The sequence below is a fragment of the Mycobacterium sp. IS-3022 genome, assembly GCF_001500065.1.
Classification (GTDB): Bacteria; Actinomycetota; Actinomycetes; order Mycobacteriales; family Mycobacteriaceae; genus Mycobacterium.
In genome coordinates this window covers 381071-399369 of record NZ_LQIN01000012.1, presented here as the reverse complement: position 1 = coordinate 399369, position 18299 = coordinate 381071, and the positions used below count along the sequence as shown (strand labels likewise).

The following is an 18299-nucleotide window of genomic DNA, read 5'->3' as shown; positions in this document are numbered from 1 at the left end:
GTTGATGACAGAGGACGACCTGCAGGCATTGGCCGAGCGCGGTGCGGCCGAACTCGACGGGGCCAGCGCGCTCGACCTGCTGCGCTGGACCGATGAGAATTTCGGCGGCAACTACATCGTGGCGTCGAACATGCAGGATGCGGTGCTCGTCGACCTGGCCGCCAAGGTGCGCCCCGGTGTCGACGTCCTGTTTCTCGACACCGGATACCACTTCGTGGAGACCATCGGCACCCGCGACGCCGTCGAGGCTGTCTACGACGTCAACGTCGTCAATGTCAGACCGGAGAACAGCGTGGCCGAGCAGGACGAGTTGTTCGGCAAGGACCTGTTCGCCCGCGAGCCCAACGAATGCTGCCGGATGCGCAAGGTGGAGCCGCTGTCGGCGGCGCTGCGCGGATACTCCGCATGGGTGACCGGCATCCGCCGGGTCGAGGCACCCACGCGTGCCAACGCCCCACTGATCAGCTGGGATAAGGCATTCGGCCTGGTCAAGATCAACCCGTTGGCGGCCTGGACCGATGAGGACATGCAGGCCTACATCGAGGCCAACGGCGTGCTCGTCAATCCCCTTGTGGACGAAGGCTATCCGTCGATCGGCTGCGCGCCGTGCACGGCGAAGCCGGTCGAGGGCGCCGATCCGCGCAGCGGCCGGTGGGCGGGCACCGGCAAGATCGAATGCGGGCTGCACGCGTCGTGACGGTGCTTGCACCAGCCCGTCGCGCTCTGGTGCTGACGGCCCACGGCAGCGCCGATCCCCGGTCGGCGGCGGTGACACATGCGGTCGCGGGCCGCATTCGACGGCTGCGGCCGTGGCTCGACGTCCGTGCGGCGTTCCTCGAACAGAACGGGCCTTACCTGACTGACACGTTGCGTGAGCTGGATGGCCCCGGTGTCGTCGTCCCGTTCCTGCTCGCCGACGCCTACCACGCGCGTATCGACATTCCCACTGTCATCGAGGAGTCCGGTGCCGTGGTGGACCGGGCCGAGGTTCTCGGCGAGGACCCGGCCCTGATGACGGTGTTCCGCCGGCGCCTCGCCGAGGCCGGGGTATCCCCCGACGACGACGGCCTCGGTGTGATCGTCGTCGCGGTCGGCACCTCCAGGGAAGCCGCCAACGCGCGCACCGCCACAGTGGCGCACACCCTCGGCGCCGGAACTCGTTGGCGCGGAACTCAGATCGCCTTCGCCACCGGTGCCTACCCCGGCGTCGCCGACGCCGCGGAGCGGCTGCGCGCCGACGGCGCCGAGCGCCTCGTCATCGCCCCCTGGTTTTTGGCGCACGGCCGCATCACCGACCGGGTGAGGGCGTACGCCGCCGCGAACGGCATGGCGATGGCCGAACCGCTGGGCTCGCACAACCTGGTCGCCGCGACGGTGCTGGACCGCTTCGACGCGGTGGTCGCCGAGGACCTCGTCGCGGCGTAGCCGCTCAGCGACTCGTCGTCGGCGGCGGCGTGTCGGCCACGGGCAGTTCGGTGTCGGCGGGAATCGCCGGCACGCGGGTGGCGCGCACGTATACGGTGTCGCCTTCGCGCAGTCCGAGCGCCTCGGCGTCGCCGCGGGTGATCTGTGCGGTGAACGGCGTCTGCGTTGCGGCGTTGGTCAATTCGACGCGAACTTCGAAGCCCAGCATGACGATCCGGTCGATGACCGCGCGCACCACGCCGGCGCTCTGCACCGAGTCGTCGGTCGAGGCGATCGCCATCTCGGGATTGCGTCCCACCCGGATGTCGTGCGGGCGCACCAGGGCTCCGTTCAACGACGACACCGCGCCGAGGAACGACATCACGAACGCATTCGCCGGCTCGTCGTAAACCTGTGTCGGCGAACCGATCTGCTCGATACGGCCCTTGTTGAGCACCGCGATCCGGTCGGCGACGTCGAGGGCCTCGGACTGGTCGTGGGTGACCAGCACCGTCGTCACGTGCACCTCGTCGTGCAGACGCCGTAGCCACGCCCGCAGATCCTCGCGCACCTTGGCATCCAACGCGCCGAACGGCTCGTCGAGCAGCAACACCTGCGGGTCCACCGCGAGCGCGCGGGCAAGCGCCATGCGCTGCCGCTGACCGCCGGAGAGCTGGTTCGGGTAGCGGGTCTGAAAACCCGCCAGCCCAACAACTTCCAGGAGGTTGTCGACCTTTTCGGCGATCTCGGCCTTCGGCCGCTTGCGGATCTTGAGTCCGAACGCGACGTTGTCGCGGACGGTGAGGTGCTTGAACGCGGCATAATGCTGGAAGACGAAACCGATACCGCGTCGCTGCGGCGGAATCTTGGTCACGTCACGGCCGTTGATCGTGATCGTGCCACTGTCGGGCTGATCCAGCCCGGCGATCGCGCGCAGCAGGGTGGACTTGCCCGAGCCGCTGGGCCCCAGCAGCGCGGTGAGCGAGCCGGCGGGCACGTCGAAGTCGACGTTATCGAGCGCGGCGAAGTCGCCGTAGCGCTTGTTGGCGCCCTGTACGGTGATCGCGTTCGGCACAGCCGTCGTCTCCTGTTCTACTCGGTCGTCTTCTGGCGGCGGGCGTCGAGAATCACCTGGGCGATCAACACGATCACCGCCACCGCCATCAGCAGCGTCGAGATCGCGTAGGCACCGTATTCCGCGCCGCGCGCATGGCGATCCGACACCAGCAGGGTCAGCGTCTGCGAGGTGCCCGGCAGGTTCGACGACACCATGATCACCGCGCCGTACTCGCCGAGGGTACGGGCGACCGTCAGCACCACGCCGTACATCAGGCCCCACTTGATCGAGGGCAGGGTGACCCGCCAGAACGTCTGCCACGAACTGGACCCCAGCGTCGACGCCGCCTCTTCCTGGTCGGTGCCCAGCTCATGCAGGACGGGTTCGACCTCGCGGATGACGTACGGGACCGTGACGAAGATGCTCGCCAGCACGATGCCCGGCAAGCCGAAGATGATCTTGAGCCCGAGGTTGTTCTCGACGAAGCCGAACGCTCCGGCGCTGCCCCACAACAGGATCAACGCGACACCGACCACCACCGGAGATACCGCGAACGGCAGGTCGATGACCGCCTGAAGCAGGCTCTTGCCGCGGAACCGGTTGCGCGCCAGCACCAGTGCCGTCGGCACCCCGAAGAACACGTTGAGCGGGACCACGATCGCGACCACCAGCAGCGAGAGCTGCAGCGCCGAGATCGCCGCCGGTGTGGTGATCGACTCGACGAAGGTGCCGATGCCGGGAGCCAACGTGCGCCACAGGATGAGCCCGACGGGCACGACCAGCAGGACCAGCAGGTAGCCGAGCGCGACGAAGCGCAGAACGTATCGGGCCGCGGGCGAGGGGGTCACGTCTCGAGCTCCTGACGCTTGGCGGCCCGGGCCCCGACGGTGCGCAGGATGAACAACACGACAAAGGAAAACGACAGCAGCACAATGGAAACCGCGGCGGCCCCGGTCCGGTCGTCGAATTCGATGAGGGTCCGGATGTACTGGGAGGACACCTCGGTCTCCCCCGGCACCGCTCCGCCGATCAGCACGACGGAGCCGTACTCGCCGATCGCGCGGGAGAACGCCAGACCGGTCCCCGACAGCAGCGACGGCAGCAGCGCGGGCAGGATCACCAGCCGGAAGATGGTGAAGTTGTCGGCGCCCAATGACGCCGCGGCCTCCTCCACCTCCCGGTCCAACTCGAGCAGCACCGGCTGCACCGAGCGCACCACGAACGGCAGCGTGACGAACAGTAGCGCGGTGGCCACTCCCCACTTCGTGTGCTGGATGTGCACTCCGACCGGGCTGTTCGGGCCGTAGAGCGCGAGCATCACCAGGCTGGCGACGATGGTGGGCAACGCGAACGGCAGGTCGATGATCGCGTCGACCAGCCGCTTTCCGGGGAAGTCGTCGCGGGTGAGCACCCAGGCGACCAGCAGACCGAAGAACAGGTTCACCACCGCGACGACCGTCGAGATCGTCAACGTCACGCGAAACGATTGCAGCGCCGCGTTGGACGTCACCGCCTCCCAGAACGCAGCCCACCCGCCGCCCGCGGACTGCCAGACGATCGCGGCCAGTGGCAGCAGCACGATCACCGACAGCCACGTCGTCGCGACGCCGACACGCAGCCGAGTGCTGCCGTACCGGCCGGCAAAGATGCCGGGGTCGAGCGCAGCTGTCATCCCGTCGCCTGTTTGTAAATCTTTGTGATCGAGCCGTTGTCCTTGTCGAACAATGCCGGATCGACGGCGCTCCAGCCACCCAGGTCGGCGATCGTCCACAGTTTCTGCGGGGCCGGGAAGTCGGCCGCGAAGTCCTCGGCGACCGCCGGATCGACCGGCCGGAAACCGGCCTGCGCCCAGATCTTCTGGGCCTCCGGGGTGTAGAGGAAGTTCTTCAGCGCATTCGCCTTGTCCTGATGCGCGCTGGAGGTCACCACCGCGACGGGATTCTCGATCTTGAACGTCTGCGGTGGGTTGACGTGTTCGACGGGCTTGCCCTGCCGCTCTATGTTGATCGCCTCGTTCTCATAGCTGAGCAGCACGTCGCCGGTGCCCTGCAGGAACAGGTCGCTGGCCTCGCGGCCCGACGTCGGCCTGGTCTTGATGTGTTCGGTGACGAGCTGGTTCACGAACTCGAGGCCTGCCTGCGGGTTCTGGCCGCCGTTGCTCTTGGCGGCGTACGGCGCCAACAGGTTCCACTTTGCCGAACCGGAACTCAACGGGCTGGGGCTGACCACTTCGAGCCCGGGTTGCAGAAGGTCGTCCCAGTCCTTGATGTTCTTCGGGTTGCCCTCGCGGACAACCAGGGAGACCACCGACCCGAACGGGATGCCCTTCGTGACGCCGGCGTTCCAGTCCTCGGCGACCTTGCCCGCCTCCACCAGGCGGGTGATGTCGGGTTCGACCGAGAAGTTCACGACGTCGGCGGGTTTGCCGTCGACCACCGCGCGCGACTGATCACCAGACGCACCGTAGGACGTCGTGACCGCCACGCCGTCACCTTCCTCGCTGGCCGCGAATGCCGGCAGGATCTCTCTCCAGCCGGGTTCGGGCACCGCGTAGGCGACGAGCGTCAGGGTGGTTTCGGCGTCGCCGCCCTGCCGGTCGCCGCCCGGCACATCGCTCGACCCGCCTCCGCACGCGGCGAGCAGGGTCGCGGTGGTCGCGAGCGCCGCGGCGGCGCGCCAGGAGGTGCGGATGTTGCCCATCGGTGACCTTTCGTTACGGGATTTCGGCGGAATCCGTTCCGACGGAAAGGCGATGGATCGGCACGAGGGCGCCATGCCACAGCCGTCACCGACACCGAACCGCGGACGGGTAGGGAGTCAGCAACAACAACAGACATCGGCGACAGCGCTCGAACCCACGGCAATGAGGGCCAACACATGGCCGCTCTTGTTGCCGGACGCTGTTTGCATGGCGCGAAGCCTAACAGAGTTGGCGTAACCTGCCCGGCAACGGATTCGCAGGTGTCACCGGGTGACCAGCCACATGACGAGCACCAGGATCACCAGGATGACGAGCACCAGCGTCACCCGCGAACGGGGCATCCCGCCGCTCACCGGTCGACGTCGCCATCGTCGTGGCGAATGTGACGCACCAACCTGATCCCGTTGCCCAGCGCGCCGTCGAGCACGACCGCGACGCCGTAGGCCAGCGCGAGCACCACCGGCATCACCACCGCGGTCTGGGCGACGAACGGCAGGCCGGAGAGCCACAGCTCGACGCCGTCCCACCAACTGAGGAAGCCACCCACACGGCCAGCCTAGGCGATGCGAAGATGGGCTCGTGGCAGCCGACTGGGGCCCCGCCCGCCGGGCCGGGGACACCACCTGTGTCGTGGTCGGCGGCGGCCCGGCGGGCGTGATGCTCGGGCTGTTGCTCGCCCGCGCCGGCGTCGAGGTCACGGTGATGGAGAAGCACGCCGATTTCCTTCGCGACTTCCGCGGTGACACGGTGCACGCCAGCACGCTGCGACTGCTCGACGAGTTGGGGCTGTCCGACGAGTTCGCCGCAGTGCCGCACCGCGAGATCGACACGTTGGCGATGACGGTGCAAGGCATGCGGTTTGCGATGGACCTGCGACGTATTCCCGGCCCGCACAAGCACATTGCGCTGGTCCCGCAGTGGGACTTCCTCGAACTGCTGGCGTCGGCCGCCGAACGGGAGCCGTCCTTCACGCTGCTGCGCAGCACCGAGGTGCTGGGGCCGGTCTTCGAGGACGGTGTCGTTGCCGGCGTCCGTTACCGAGGTGCCGACGGTGGGATCCGCGAGATGCGTGCGGCGCTGACCGTCGCCTGCGACGGGCGGTCTTCGACGATGCGCACCGCGATGGGTCTCACGCCGAAGAACTTCGGCGTGCCGATGGACGTCTGGTGGTTCCGGGTGCCCCGCGACGCCGACGATCCGCACGGGCTCGCCGGCGTGCTCGGTGCGGGGCACGCCCAGATCGTCATCGACCGCGGCGACTATTTCCAATGCGCGTATGTCATCCCCAAGGGCCGCGACCAGCAGCTACGCGCAAAGGGCATCGAGTCGCTGCACCGCGGTGTGGTGGCCCTGGTGCCGTGGCTGGCCGACCGCGTCGGCGCGGTGACATCGTTCGACGACGTGAAACTGCTCGATGTGCAACTCAACCGGCTCCCGCGCTGGTACACCGATGGTTTGCTGCTGATCGGCGACGCTGCCCATGCGATGTCGCCGGTGGGCGGCGTCGGGATCAACCTCGCGGTGGCCGACGCCGTCGCGGCGGGGCGGATCCTGGCCGGCCCGTTGCGCTCGGGAACGCTGTCCACCAGGCATCTGGCGCGGGTGCAGGCCCGGCGGTGGCTGCCGACGGCGCTGATCCAGTCGGTGCAGAAGCTGATCCACCGGCGCGTCATCGCGGTCGCCGTCACGGCAACCGGACCCGCCGATCCGCCCCTGCTGGTGCGCGCCGCCGCCAGGCTGCCGTTGCTGCGGAGGGTTGCCGCCTACGGCGTCGCGATCGGGCCCCTGCCCGAACGCATCCCGGCCTTTGCCCGCCGGTGACGGCGCGAGGCGCCCGGCACACCCGGCCGATGAGTAGACGCCGGACACATCGGCAGTCGATGATGTCGGCATGGTTCTGCAACAAACCGGGCCGTCGGACGGGTCCACGGAGACCGAAAACGGGGCGAAACCCGCGCACGCCGTGGTGGCGGACACCCCGCTGACGGTGACCGCCCCGACGCCCTACGCGCCGGGCGGGGCGTTGCGGAACCCGTTTCCGCCGATCGCCGACTACGCGTTCTTGTCCGACTGCGAGAACACCTGTCTGATCTCCTCGGCCGGGTCCGTCGAGTGGCTGTGCGTGCCGCGGCCCGACTCGCCCAGCGTGTTCGGCGCGATCCTGGACCGCGGCGCCGGCCACTTCCGGCTCGGTCCCTACGGGGTGTCGGTGCCTTCGGCCCGCCGCTATCTGCCCGGCAGCCTGATCCTCGAGACGACGTGGCAGACCCACACCGGCTGGCTGATCGTGCGCGACGCGCTGGTGATGGGCCCCTGGCACGACCTGGAGGCACGGTCGCGCACCCATCGCCGCACCCCCATGGACTGGGACGCCGAGCACATCCTGCTGCGCACCGTGCGATGTGTGAGCGGCACCGTCGAGTTGGTGATGAACTGCGAGCCGGCGTTCGACTACCACCGCGTCCCCGCGACGTGGGAGTACTCGGCCCAGGCCTACGGCGAGGCGATCGCTCGGGCCACCCGCGACGCCGACGCGCACCCGACCCTGCGGCTCACCACGAACCTGCGGCTCGGCCTGGAAGGCCACGAGGCGCGGGCACGCACCCGGATGAAGGAGGGTGACAACGTCTACGTCGCGCTGTCCTGGTCCAAACATCCGGTGCCGCAGACCTACGACGAGGCCGCCGACCGGATGTGGCAGACCAGCGAGGCTTGGCGGCAGTGGATCAACGTCGGCGACTTCCCCGACCATCCGTGGCGGTCCTACCTGCAGCGCAGCGCGCTGACGCTCAAGGGGTTGACCTACTCCCCGACCGGTGCGCTGTTGGCGGCTCCCACCACATCCTTGCCGGAAACGCCTCGGGGCGAACGTAACTGGGACTACCGCTACGCGTGGGTGCGCGACTCGACGTTCGCGTTGTGGGGCCTCTACACGCTGGGCCTGGACCGCGAGGCCGACGATTTCTTCGCGTTCATCGCCGACGTGTCCGGCGCGAACAACGGTGAGCGCCACCCGCTTCAGGTGATGTACGCCGTCGGCGGGGAGCGCACGCTGGTCGAGGAGGAGCTGCACCACCTGTCCGGTTACGACGGCGCGCGGCCCGTGCGCATCGGCAACGGGGCCTATAACCAGATGCAGCACGACATCTGGGGCACCATGCTCGATTCGGTGTACCTGCACGCCAAGTCGCGCGAGCAGATCTCCGACACACTGTGGCCGGTGCTCAAGCAGCAGGTCGAAGAGGCGATCAAGCATTGGAAGCAGCCGGACCGCGGGATCTGGGAGGTGCGTGGCGAGCCGCAGCACTTCACCTCGAGCAAGATCATGTGCTGGGTGGCGCTGGACCGCGGCTCCAAACTGGCCGAACTGCAAGGTGAGAAGTCCTATGCCCAGCAGTGGCGGGCGATCGCCGAGGAGATCAAGGCCGACGTGCTCAAGAACGGCGTCGACTCCCGCGGTGTGCTGACGCAGCGCTACGGCGACGACGCGCTCGACGCCTCACTGCTGCTGGCGGTGCTGACCCGGTTCCTTCCGCCCGACGACCCGCGGGTGCGGGCCACCGTGCTGGCGATCGCCGACGAACTCACCGAGGAAGGCCTGGTGCTGCGCTACCGCGTCGAGGAGACCGACGACGGGCTGTCCGGCGAGGAGGGCACCTTCACGATCTGCTCGTTCTGGTTGGTGTCGGCGCTGGTCGAGATCGGCGAGGTGAGCCGCGCCAAGCACCTGTGCGAGCGGCTGCTGTCGTTCGCCAGCCCGCTGCACCTGTACGCCGAGGAGATCGAGCCGCGCACCGGCCGGCACCTCGGCAATTTCCCGCAGGCGTTCACGCATCTGGCGTTGATCAACGCGGTGGTGCACGTTATCCGGGCCGAGGAGGAGGCCGACAGCTCCGGCGTTTTCGTGCCCGCCAACGCCCCGATGTGAGCCGAATCCGCAACTTGTTGCGTCCTTGGAGGGCTACCGTCGTCAGTACTGTGGGGCGCCCGCGCGGGTGCCAAGAGGATGACGGCCATGAGCATCGACGGCATCAAGACCACGCCTGCGGCGGCGCTACATCAACCCACCGACCAGATGTGGCGCGACATATTGCCCCAACTGCAGACCTTCGTGCGCCGGCGGATCGCGGACCCCAACCGGGCCGACGATCTCCTGGCCGACATTCTGCTTCGCATCCACCAGAATGTGGGCGCGCTCAACGACGAGGAGAAGCTGCCGAACTGGGCCTTGCGGATCGCCCGAAACGCGATCGTCGACGAGTACCGACGAGCAGGCCGGAACCGGGAACATCCGGTGTCGACCTTGTCCGAACGGTCCGACCCCGCGCTCACCGACGACGACGAGCCCGCCGCGCTTCACGAGCTGTCCGCTTGCCTGCGGCCGCTTCTCGCCGGGCTGCCGGTGGAGCAGCGGATGGCGGTGGAGATGATCGACCTCGACGGGGTGAGCCAAGCCGAAGCAGCACAGCGAGCCGAGGTCTCCCTGTCGGGGATGAAGTCACGCGTGCAGCGCGGGCGCCGACGGCTCGCGGAGCTGCTCGGGCAGTGCTGCGCACTGACGCTCGACGCTCGGGGCATGCCGATGGACTACGAGCCGCCACCGGGCTGCGAATGCGCTGGGCGCTGACTCCGCAGCCCGACTCGGCTTCTTTCAGGCGCAGCAGGTGCTTTCGACGGAATCGATTGCCGCGCAGCTGGCCTCGCATACGGACGAGGGTGCGGCGTCGGGGTTCGCCGGATTGTCGTCGGTGACAGTGTAGAACTCCCACCAGCCGAGCGGCACATCGGGAGCGGTGACGAACACCTTGTCTTGTGTTGCGTGACAACAGACATCGTGCTCGGCGACGGCGATCTCGAGGCCGACAGCTCTGAAGCGCTCCTGCGCCGCGGTGACCTGCTCGGCTGTGTCGGCTTCGACGCCGAGATGGTTGAGGGTCTCGTCCGCGCCGGGTTTTTCGATCAGCACCAGCTTCAACGGCGGGTCGTCGATCACGAAATTGGCGTAGCCATCACGCACCTTGTGCGGCGGTACGCCAAACATCTTCTCGTAGAACACGGTCGCCGCCGAAACGTCATCGACGTTCAGCGCGAGCTGGATTCGTGTGGTGGCCACGGTGGGTCCTTTCAGGGGAAGTACTTGACGCCTGTTCTGACGCATGCGTGTGTCTACGGACGCACCGGCCGATGTGATCGTGCGTCTTTCTCGACGGAACGCGTCAGTAGATGTGAATACCGCTGGGCAATCGGCCTTGCGGGCAATCACGAAGGAAGTTCACCGTGGAGATTCGTACAATTCTCGGTAAGTCGATCGCGGCAGTCGCAATGTCCACCGCACTCGCCGGCTTCGGAGCCGACGTGGCGGAGGCCAGGCCCCGCGACGGAAGCTGCGCCGCGCTGCAGAATGCGGCCAGCCACGCCAAAGCCAACGCCGACCACTATTTTCGTCAGGGCGACAACGGAAATGCGCGATATTGGCAGTCGGTGTACCAGAAGACGATTCAGAACATTCAGCGGCGGAACTGCTGAAGCTACGGTTGGCTACCTCTTCGCGGCGTTGGCGACCATGTCGGTGGCGATGGTGGCGGCCTCGTCGCCGATCGAGTAGCTGCATGCCCACGCCTCGACGGTCAGGTTCGCCACCACCGACAGGGCGTGCTGGCAGGCCCAGCCACCGGCGTCCTGTTGCGTGGTGAGCTGAGTGACCAAGTTGTCCTCGGCGCTCAGCTCACCCACCTCCCACAGGTACGAGGTTCCCGTATCTTCCACTGCGACAGACGAATCGGCGCAGCCTTCCCATGTCGACCTGGACTTGTCGAAGAACCGCTGCGCCTTTTCGGCCGACGGGTAGAGCACCGCGGTCTGCTCGACCCAGTGGTCGTTGTCCTCGTCGGGTTCGCGCGCCACCTGGTCACGTACGTCCGTCCACCCGCTGCCCGCATACACCGGATCCTCGGCGCCATAGATGGCGCCCAGGCACTCGAGGTCGGAAACCTGCTCGGAATGGTCGGTCATCTCGTCGAGTTCGCTCGTGACCTTCATCGTCGTGGTGCCCATGATCCCGTTCAGTTCACCGATGGACAGCAACACGTTCTCGAGGTCGGACTCGTCCAGCGGCGGCACGTGGAGGCGGGCGTCCTGCCCGCGCACCGCGGTTCCCGAAACGGTGCTCACACAGCCGCCCAGCGAGACGGATGCCACCAGGAAGACAGCGGCGCCAAGCCGGGTCGCCGTGAATCGAGTCACCGCGTTATTGTGACCGACTCAGGGCACCTTCGTGGCGCGGCCGTCAATTCGGTCGCGAGGCGTCCCTAGACACCGATTTTCTGGAGCATCAAGGCCGCGACCGCGGCGGCATCCCGGGCGCCGGTGGCGCTGGGTCCGGCCACGTCGGTGATTTCCACGTCCACGATGCAGTCGCCGGCGACGCCGAGAGCGCGCTGAATCGTCGACCCGGCGTCCTGCATCACCACCGCCGACACGATCCGGTTGTCGATGCCCACTTCGGTGATCCGGCTGGTGGCCTGCGAACCACGCTCGGGCTGTTGCAGCACCAGCGTCCGCCCGTTGCAGCCGTGCCACTTGTCGGCCGAAGCGGCGAAGAAGGCTTGCGCGGCACCGGCATCGCCGAACTCGACCACCCCGAAGAAACCGGTGGCGGTCGGGCCGTTGACGTCGCCGCCGGCCCAAGACCGGCTGGCCACCGAACGCACCGGGCTGGCCTGGTACACCACCTTCTCCAACCGATACCCGGTGCTCACACAGTCGACCGGGGTCGCCTCGGCCTCCCGCACACCCTGCAACAGCATGTCGGCGCCGCCGGTGACCAGTTGGCCCATGAAGCCGCTGGCGCCCAGCGTGGTGGCCAGTTCCTCGGCGGTCGGCAGCACCCGGTCCAGCGCCCGGTGCGGGGATGGCTTGGCGGCCTCGGCTATGTGCACGACCGGCGCCTTGGCCGGCGGCGCCGAACAGCCGGCGAGTATCGCGATCGCGCCCAGCGCCGCCGCCATCGCCGCCCTGCGCATCGCCGCTACTTCTTGGCCTTGTCGGCGGACGAGTCGGTGGACAGGGCGGCGACGAACGCCTCCTGTGGCACCTCGACCCGGCCGATGGTCTTCATCCGCTTCTTGCCTTCCTTCTGCTTCTCCAGCAGCTTGCGCTTGCGCGTGATGTCGCCGCCGTAACACTTCGATAGCACGTCTTTGCGGATCGCGCGGATGTTTTCGCGAGCGATGATCTTCGATCCGATCGCCGCCTGCACCGGAACCTCGAACTGCTGACGCGGGATCAGCTCCTTGAGCTTGGTGGTCATCTTGTTGCCGTAGGCGTACGCCGACTCCTTGTGGACGATCGCACTGAACGCGTCGACCGGCTCGCCCTGCAGCAGGATGTCGACCTTGACGAGTTCGGCCTCCTGCTCGCCGGCCTCCTCGTAATCGAGGCTGGCGTAGCCGCGGGTGCGCGACTTCAACGCGTCGAAGAAGTCGAAGATGATCTCGCCCAACGGCATCGTGTAGCGCAACTCCACCCGCTCCGGCGACAGGTAGTCCATGCCGCCGAGTTCACCTCGCCGCGACTGGCACAACTCCATGATCGTGCCGATGAACTCGCTCGGCGCGATGATCGTCGTCTTGACCACCGGCTCGTAGACCGTGCGGATCTTGCCGTCCGGCCAGTCCGACGGATTGGTGACGACTACTTCCGAACCATCTTCTTGCACAACGCGATACACGACGTTCGGCGACGTCGAGATCAGGTCGAGGTTGAACTCGCGCTCGAGGCGCTCGCGGGTGATCTCCATGTGCAGCAGGCCGAGAAAGCCGCTGCGGAAGCCGAACCCGAGCGCCACCGACGTCTCCGGTTCGTAGGTCAGCGCGGCGTCGTTGAGTTGCAGCTTGTCCAGCGCATCACGCAGCACCGGATAATCCGAGCCGTCAACGGGATACAGCCCCGAGTACACCATCGGCCGCGGCTCGCGGTATCCGGTGAGCGGTTCGGCCGCGCCGTGGCGCGCCGTCGTCACGGTGTCACCGACCTTGGACTGCCGCACGTCCTTCACACCGGTGATGAGGTAGCCGACCTCCCCAACACCCAGGCCCGCCGAGGCTTTCGGTTCCGGCGAGACGATGCCGACCTCGAGCAGTTCGTGGGTGGCTCCGGTGGACATCATCTTGATGCGCTCGCGCGGGACGATCTTGCCGTCGACGACGCGCACGTAGGTGACCACACCGCGGTAGGTGTCGTACACGGAGTCGAAGATCATGGCGCGGGCGGGCGCGTCGGCCTCACCGGTCGGCGGCGGCACCTCCCGAACGACGTGGTCGAGCAGGTCGGCCACCCCGGCACCGGTCTTGCCCGAGACCCGCAGCACGTCGGTGGGCTCACAACCGATGATGTGGGCGAGTTCGGCGGCGTAGCGGTCCGGGTCGGCCGCGGGCAGGTCGATCTTGTTGAGCACCGGGATGATCTGCAGGTCGCGATCCAGTGCCAGGTACAGGTTCGCCAGCGTCTGCGCCTCGATGCCCTGGGCGGCGTCGACGAGCAGCACTGCGCCTTCGCAGGCCTCCAGCGCCCGCGAGACCTCGTAGGTGAAGTCGACGTGGCCGGGGGTGTCGATCAGGTGCAGCACGTATTCGTCGTCCCCGATGCGCCACGGCAGCCGGACGTTCTGCGCCTTGATCGTGATGCCGCGTTCGCGCTCGATGTCCATCCGGTCGAGGTATTGCGCGCGCATGTCCCGATCGGCGACGACACCGGTGAGTTGCAGCATCCGATCGGCCAGCGTCGACTTGCCGTGATCGATATGGGCGATGATGCAGAAGTTCCGGATCTGCGCCGGCGCCGTGAACGTCTGATCGGCGAAATTGCTGATTGGAAATCTCCTGGTAGGACGGTCCTGGGGGTGCCAACAGCGTATCGAGGGCACGGCCTGAGCACACAATCGTGCGGGCGGACCCTCGCTTATGCTCGGGTCATGGCTCCGCCGTGGAGAACATTCCAGAAGTTCGCGGAGAATTTGGTGTTCAACGAGGCGCCGAAGTTCATCCGTCAGATCGGCCAGTCCGACACCGTGCAGCGCGGTATCCAGCAGGGCATCAAGATCGGCCTGGACGCGATCGCCGGCACCTCGAAAGAGGAGGCCCCGGCGATCACCGCGGGACGGCCGGTCAGCCGCAACTTCGTGCCGACCGCACACCGCGCCCGCAAGGTCGTGTACGCGCCCAACCTGGACGGCCGCGCCGACCCCGGCGAGATCGTGTGGACGTGGGTGGTCTACGAGGACGATCCGACGCAGGGCAAGGACCGTCCCGTGCTGGTCGTCGGGCGGGACCGCTCGACGTTGCTCGGCCTGATGCTGTCCAGCCAGGACCACCATCGCCAGGATCCGAACTGGGTCGGCATCGGCAGCGGCACCTGGGACTACGAGGGTCGGCAGAGCTGGGTGCGGCTGGACCGGGTGCTCGACGTGCCCGAGGCCGGCATCCGCCGCGAAGGCGCGATCCTCACCCGCGAGAGGTTCGAAGCGGTCGCGACCCGTCTTCGCGCCGAATACTCCTGGAGCTAGGTCTCGGTACGGCGAGCGGCCGTGTCTGTACGCCGACACGCCGTTGCGCGCGTACATTTCGCGGTCGCTCACGGCCGATGTACTACCGCGGCTCCCGCCACATCGACCACATGCTGGGCCCGCCGTCGGGCAACTTGATCTCGCCGGTGACGTCGAACCCGAAGCGCTGGTAGTACGGGATGTTGTCGGGGTTGCTGGACTCGAGATAGGCCGGCGCGTACTCGGCGTCGCATCGATCGAGTCGCGAGCGCATCAGGGCCTGGCCGAAGCCGGTGCCGCGGACGGTCGGATCGCTGCCGATCACCGCGAGATACCAGTGCGGCTCCTCCGGATGATGTTTCTTCATCAGCTCGGATACCTGCTGACCGCGTCTGACCCGCGAGCCGAACGCCCGGATGAAGCCGGGCATCATCAACAGCTCCTCGAGGCGCCCCTGCTTCCACTGCCCCGGCGGAGCCCACAGCGCCGCGGCGCCGATCCGTCGGCCACCGGCCACCTCGACGGCGTCGGTTCGCAGGAAGTGATGTCGGGTCATGGTCGCGAACATCCGCGCGAGGCCGCGAGCCCGTGCGGCGTCGTCAGGCAGCATCCACATCATCACCGGATCCTGGTAGAACGCGCGGCCCAGGACCTCCGACAGCGTGCGGACATCGCGCCGCCGGGCGGGCGCAACCTCGACGTCAGCCACGGGTGATGTAGGCCTGCAACTGCTCCTGCTGCGTTTCGAGCTCTTCCATCCGCGTCTTGACCACATCGCCGATGCTGACGATGCCCGCCAGCCGGCCGTTCTCCATGACGGGCACGTGCCGGACCCTGTTCGTCGTCATCAACGCGCTCAGGCTGTCGACCGAATCGTCCGGTGCGCAGGTCGCCACGAAGCTGGTCATGATCTCCGACACCGGCCGTCGCAGCAGGTCGGCGCCGTGCGCGTGCAGTGCGCGCACGACGTCGCGCTCGGAGACGATGCCCACCACACCGTCGGGCGACACCACCACCATCGCGCCGATGTTGTGCACGGCCAACTCGGTGAGCAACCCCGCAACCGAAGTCTCCGGGGTAATCGTGGCCACCGCGGCGCCCTTGCTCCGCAACACGTCCGCGATCCGCATCCTTGCCTCCGCTCGTGATGTACCTCACAGGCTAGGTGCGCGCGGGTCGCCGCGGAAGGGTTTGCACGGTTGCAAGCGGGTCACGCCTGCGCAACGCTGCTCTGCGCGGCGGCGGGCCGTCAATGGCGAGTTTTCGACGCGTCCGTCAGGTATATGTGGGCCATGATCGAGGTGACGCTGCTCGGCACCGGAAGCCCCATCCCCGACGCCCGACGGGCCGGCCCGTCGACGCTGGTGCGTGCGGGCGGGCAGACGTTTCTGGTCGACTGCGGACGCGGCGTACAACAACGCCTGACCGCCGCGGGCGCCGCCGCCAACGGGTTGTCGGCGCTGCTGTTGACCCACCTGCACAGCGACCACATCGCGGATCTGGGCGACGTGATCATCACCCGTTGGGTGTCCACCTTCACACCCGATCCGGCCCCGCTGCAGATCATCGGGCCCCCGGGCACCGCCGAGGTGGTCGACGCCACGCTCAAGGCGTTCGGCTTCGACATCGGATACCGCATCGCCCACCACGCCGATCTGACGTCGCCGCCTCCGGTGCAGGTACACGAGTACACCGACGGTGAAGTGTGGAACAGCGACGGGGTGACGATCCGGGTCGCGCCGACCGACCACCGGCCCGTCGCACCGACGATCGGCTTTCGTGTCGAGCACGCCGACGCGTCGGTTGTCCTGGCCGGCGACACGGTGCCGTGCGAGAGCCTCGACGAGCTGGCGGCCGGCGCGGGGGCGTTGGTGCACACCGTCATTCGCAAGGACGTGGTCGACAAGATGCCCATGCAGCGCATCCGCGACATCTGCGATTACCACTCCTCGGTCGAGGAGGCGGCGACGACCGCGGCGCGCGCGGGGGTCGGCATCCTCATCCTGACGCACTACGTGCCGGCCATCGAGGCCGGACAGGAAGACGATTGGCGCGCGCTGGCCGCGTCGGTGTTCGACCGGCAGATCGAAGTCGGCGACGACCTGCATCGCGTCGAAGTACATCCCGGAGTCGGCGCGAAGCCGGCCGGCTGAGGGCGACCGCCGGCCCGCTCAGGGCGACGGCCGGCGGGCTCGCTTTGGGCATTTGCCCTTTACGCTGGTAACCTGAACCCTCGCTGCCCGCGCGCCGGGCGCCTACCAGACTTTGGGAAACTCCAACGGGATTTACGAAGGACTACACGCGTGGCCAACATCAAGTCGCAGGAAAAGCGGATCAAGACCAACGAGCGCCGCAGGCTGCGCAACAAGTCGGTCAAGTCGTCGCTTCACACGGCGGTCCGCGGATTCCGGGAGGCCGTGGAGGCCGGCGACAAGGACAAGGCTCGCGAACTGCTGGCGTCGACCAGCCGCCAGCTCGACAAGGCCGCCAGCAAGGGCGTCATCCACAAGAACCAGGCCGCGAACCGCAAATCGGCTCTGGCCTCGGCGTTCAACAAGCTCTGACCTTTATCGCCGAGTGCACGCCTGGGGTACGCGAATCGCGAGGCTCGGTACGTGAGGCGTGCACTCGACGCAATCAACCCGCTCAGTCCGCGACGAGTTCGGCGACCCTCCTGACGGTTGCCTCCAACGCGAATTCCGGGTCGGCCGCTGCGCCCTTGACATCCGCATTGAGCGCGGCCACCAACCGCATCGCCTCGGCGACCGAGGTGTTCGACCACCGCCGCGCCTGCTTCTGCGCCTTCTGCACCCGCCACGGCGGCATGCCCAACTCTGAGGCCAGCCGGTAGGGGTCACCCGACAACGGCCGCACCCGGGCGATGGTGTGCACGGCTTCGGCCAGCGCATCGGCCAGCACGACATGCGGTTCGCCGCGCATCATCGCCCACCGCAGCGCTTCGGCGGCTCCCGCGACGTCGCCGATGACGGCCTTGTCGGCGATGTCGAACCCCTTTACCTCCGCCTTGCCCGAGTGGTAGCGGCGCACCGCCGCCGCGTCGACCACGCCGCCGGTGTCGGTGACCAACTGCGAACACGCCGCCGCCAGCTCCCGGATGTCTGAGCCGATCGCGTCGAGCACTGCGGTGACCGTGTCGTCGCCGACCTTGACCTTCAGGGCACGGAACTCACGCCGGACGAAGTCGGCGCGCTCGGCGGCCTTGGCGATCCGCGCGCAGGGATGCACCTGCGCGCCCAGCTTCTTGAGTTGATCGGCGAGCACCTTGGCGCGCCCGCCACCGGAGTGCACGACGACGAGCACGGTGCCGGGCGGTAGATCGGCTGCGGCGTCGGAGATCAGCGCGACCGCGTCTTTGCCCGCCTCCGCCGCCGACTCCAGAACCACGACCCGCTCGTCGGCGAACAACGACGGGCTCAGCAGTTCGGCGAGTTCGCTTGTGCTGACGTCGCCGGCACGCAGCCGGTCAACCGGGATGTCGTGACTGCCTGCCTGCTTGCGCGCGTCCCGCAGAACCGCCGCGACCGCGCGTTCGACCAGCAACTCCTCGTCTCCGAGCACCAGATGCAATCGCGACG

At 67.7% G+C, this 18299-nt stretch carries 22 protein-coding genes; 9 read left to right on the top strand and 13 right to left on the bottom strand.

Annotation, left to right across the window (positions count from 1 at the left end; translation table 11 throughout):
• The first annotated feature begins 4 nt into the window (after window positions 1-4).
• Both AU188_RS11250 and AU188_RS11245 read left to right on the top strand, forming a co-directional pair.
• Window positions 5-697, top strand: a complete 693-nt coding sequence (locus AU188_RS11250) for a phosphoadenylyl-sulfate reductase (protein ID WP_059163858.1) — start codon at window positions 5-7, stop codon at window positions 695-697.
• On the top strand, window positions 676-1425 hold the full coding sequence (locus tag AU188_RS11245) for a sirohydrochlorin chelatase (RefSeq protein WP_059163750.1): 750 nt from the start codon (window positions 676-678) through the stop codon (window positions 1423-1425). The genes AU188_RS11250 and AU188_RS11245 overlap by 22 nt, the downstream gene beginning before the upstream one ends.
• Window positions 1426-1429: 4 nt before the next feature.
• Here AU188_RS11245 and AU188_RS11240 read toward each other — a convergent pair whose 3' ends face one another.
• From AU188_RS11240 to AU188_RS11220, 6 genes are all read right to left on the bottom strand, one after another.
• Entirely contained in the window at window positions 1430-2479 is a 1050-nt protein-coding gene (locus AU188_RS11240) for a sulfate/molybdate ABC transporter ATP-binding protein (RefSeq protein ID WP_059163749.1), read from the bottom strand.
• Window positions 2480-2496: 17 nt separating this feature from the next.
• Window positions 2497-3309: a sulfate ABC transporter permease subunit CysW gene (cysW, locus tag AU188_RS11235; protein ID WP_059163748.1), complete on the bottom strand. Its 813-nt coding sequence runs from the start codon at window positions 3307-3309 to the stop codon at window positions 2497-2499.
• A complete protein-coding gene (cysT, locus tag AU188_RS11230) occupies window positions 3306-4133 on the bottom strand; it encodes a sulfate ABC transporter permease subunit CysT (protein ID WP_059163747.1) in 828 nt (275 codons plus the stop codon). Before cysT ends, cysW begins: the two co-directional genes overlap by 4 nt.
• Complete coding sequence (locus AU188_RS11225) at window positions 4130-5161, bottom strand: sulfate ABC transporter substrate-binding protein (RefSeq protein ID WP_059163746.1); 1032 nt, start codon at window positions 5159-5161, stop codon at window positions 4130-4132. The genes cysT and AU188_RS11225 overlap by 4 nt, the downstream gene beginning before the upstream one ends.
• Before the next feature lie 117 nt (window positions 5162-5278).
• A complete protein-coding gene (locus AU188_RS25970; RefSeq protein ID WP_353612117.1) occupies window positions 5279-5371 on the bottom strand; it encodes an Ms4533A family Cys-rich leader peptide in 93 nt (30 codons plus the stop codon).
• 140 nt (window positions 5372-5511) lie between these two features.
• Window positions 5512-5709 (bottom strand): hypothetical protein, encoded by a 198-nt coding sequence (locus AU188_RS11220; RefSeq protein ID WP_059102425.1) that lies wholly within the window; start codon window positions 5707-5709, stop codon window positions 5512-5514.
• Window positions 5710-5741: 32 nt separating this feature from the next.
• On the opposite strand from AU188_RS11220, the gene AU188_RS11215 reads away from it, so the two are divergent.
• The 3 genes from AU188_RS11215 to AU188_RS11205 all read left to right on the top strand — a co-directional run bounded on the left by AU188_RS11215 (window position 5742) and on the right by AU188_RS11205 (window position 9789).
• Window positions 5742-6983 (top strand): FAD-dependent oxidoreductase, encoded by a 1242-nt coding sequence (locus AU188_RS11215; RefSeq protein ID WP_059163745.1) that lies wholly within the window; start codon window positions 5742-5744, stop codon window positions 6981-6983.
• 70 nt (window positions 6984-7053) lie between these two features.
• On the top strand, window positions 7054-9090 hold the full coding sequence (locus AU188_RS11210) for a glycoside hydrolase family 15 protein (protein ID WP_059163744.1): 2037 nt from the start codon (window positions 7054-7056) through the stop codon (window positions 9088-9090).
• An 87-nt stretch (window positions 9091-9177) separates the two neighbouring features.
• The gene (locus tag AU188_RS11205; RefSeq protein ID WP_059163857.1) at window positions 9178-9789 is read left to right on the top strand and encodes a sigma-70 family RNA polymerase sigma factor; all 612 of its coding nucleotides are present in this window, start codon (window positions 9178-9180) and stop codon (window positions 9787-9789) included.
• A 24-nt stretch (window positions 9790-9813) separates the two neighbouring features.
• On the opposite strand, the gene AU188_RS11200 is transcribed toward AU188_RS11205, so the two are convergent.
• Complete coding sequence (locus AU188_RS11200) at window positions 9814-10320, bottom strand: ArsI/CadI family heavy metal resistance metalloenzyme (protein WP_502687607.1); 507 nt, start codon at window positions 10318-10320, stop codon at window positions 9814-9816.
• A 119-nt stretch (window positions 10321-10439) separates the two neighbouring features.
• Between AU188_RS11200 and AU188_RS11195 the strand changes: the two genes are divergently transcribed.
• Window positions 10440-10688 (top strand): hypothetical protein, encoded by a 249-nt coding sequence (locus AU188_RS11195; protein ID WP_156426634.1) that lies wholly within the window; start codon window positions 10440-10442, stop codon window positions 10686-10688.
• Between the two features lie 12 nt (window positions 10689-10700).
• Here the strand turns inward: AU188_RS11195 and AU188_RS11190 are convergent, their stop codons facing one another.
• From AU188_RS11190 to lepA, 3 genes are all read right to left on the bottom strand, one after another.
• Entirely contained in the window at window positions 10701-11363 is a 663-nt protein-coding gene (locus AU188_RS11190) for a sensor domain-containing protein (RefSeq protein ID WP_059163855.1), read from the bottom strand.
• A 107-nt stretch (window positions 11364-11470) separates the two neighbouring features.
• Window positions 11471-12184: a sensor domain-containing protein gene (locus AU188_RS11185; protein ID WP_059163742.1), complete on the bottom strand. Its 714-nt coding sequence runs from the start codon at window positions 12182-12184 to the stop codon at window positions 11471-11473.
• A 5-nt stretch (window positions 12185-12189) separates the two neighbouring features.
• Window positions 12190-14100 carry a translation elongation factor 4 gene (gene lepA / locus AU188_RS11180; protein WP_059163741.1) on the bottom strand — a complete coding sequence of 637 codons (1911 nt, stop codon included), beginning with the start codon at window positions 14098-14100 and terminating at the stop codon, window positions 12190-12192.
• 33 nt (window positions 14101-14133) lie between these two features.
• Between lepA and AU188_RS11175 the strand changes: the two genes are divergently transcribed.
• Window positions 14134-14724, top strand: coding sequence for a type II toxin-antitoxin system PemK/MazF family toxin (locus AU188_RS11175; RefSeq protein WP_059163740.1), 591 nt, complete (start codon window positions 14134-14136; stop codon window positions 14722-14724).
• Window positions 14725-14806: 82 nt separating this feature from the next.
• Here AU188_RS11175 and AU188_RS11170 read toward each other — a convergent pair whose 3' ends face one another.
• Both AU188_RS11170 and AU188_RS11165 read right to left on the bottom strand, forming a co-directional pair.
• Entirely contained in the window at window positions 14807-15412 is a 606-nt protein-coding gene (locus AU188_RS11170; RefSeq protein WP_059163739.1) for a GNAT family N-acetyltransferase, read from the bottom strand.
• Window positions 15405-15833, bottom strand: coding sequence for a CBS domain-containing protein (locus AU188_RS11165; RefSeq protein WP_059102414.1), 429 nt, complete (start codon window positions 15831-15833; stop codon window positions 15405-15407). Before AU188_RS11165 ends, AU188_RS11170 begins: the two co-directional genes overlap by 8 nt.
• A 162-nt stretch (window positions 15834-15995) precedes the next feature.
• On the opposite strand from AU188_RS11165, the gene AU188_RS11160 reads away from it, so the two are divergent.
• Together AU188_RS11160 and rpsT are read left to right on the top strand one after the other, a co-directional pair.
• Window positions 15996-16856: a ribonuclease Z gene (locus AU188_RS11160; RefSeq protein WP_059163854.1), complete on the top strand. Its 861-nt coding sequence runs from the start codon at window positions 15996-15998 to the stop codon at window positions 16854-16856.
• A 150-nt stretch (window positions 16857-17006) separates the two neighbouring features.
• A complete protein-coding gene (rpsT, locus tag AU188_RS11155) occupies window positions 17007-17267 on the top strand; it encodes a 30S ribosomal protein S20 (protein ID WP_059163738.1) in 261 nt (86 codons plus the stop codon).
• Between the two features lie 82 nt (window positions 17268-17349).
• On the opposite strand, the gene holA is transcribed toward rpsT, so the two are convergent.
• Window positions 17350-18291: a DNA polymerase III subunit delta gene (gene holA / locus AU188_RS11150; protein WP_172799464.1), complete on the bottom strand. Its 942-nt coding sequence runs from the start codon at window positions 18289-18291 to the stop codon at window positions 17350-17352.
• Window positions 18292-18299: the final 8 nt, after the last annotated feature.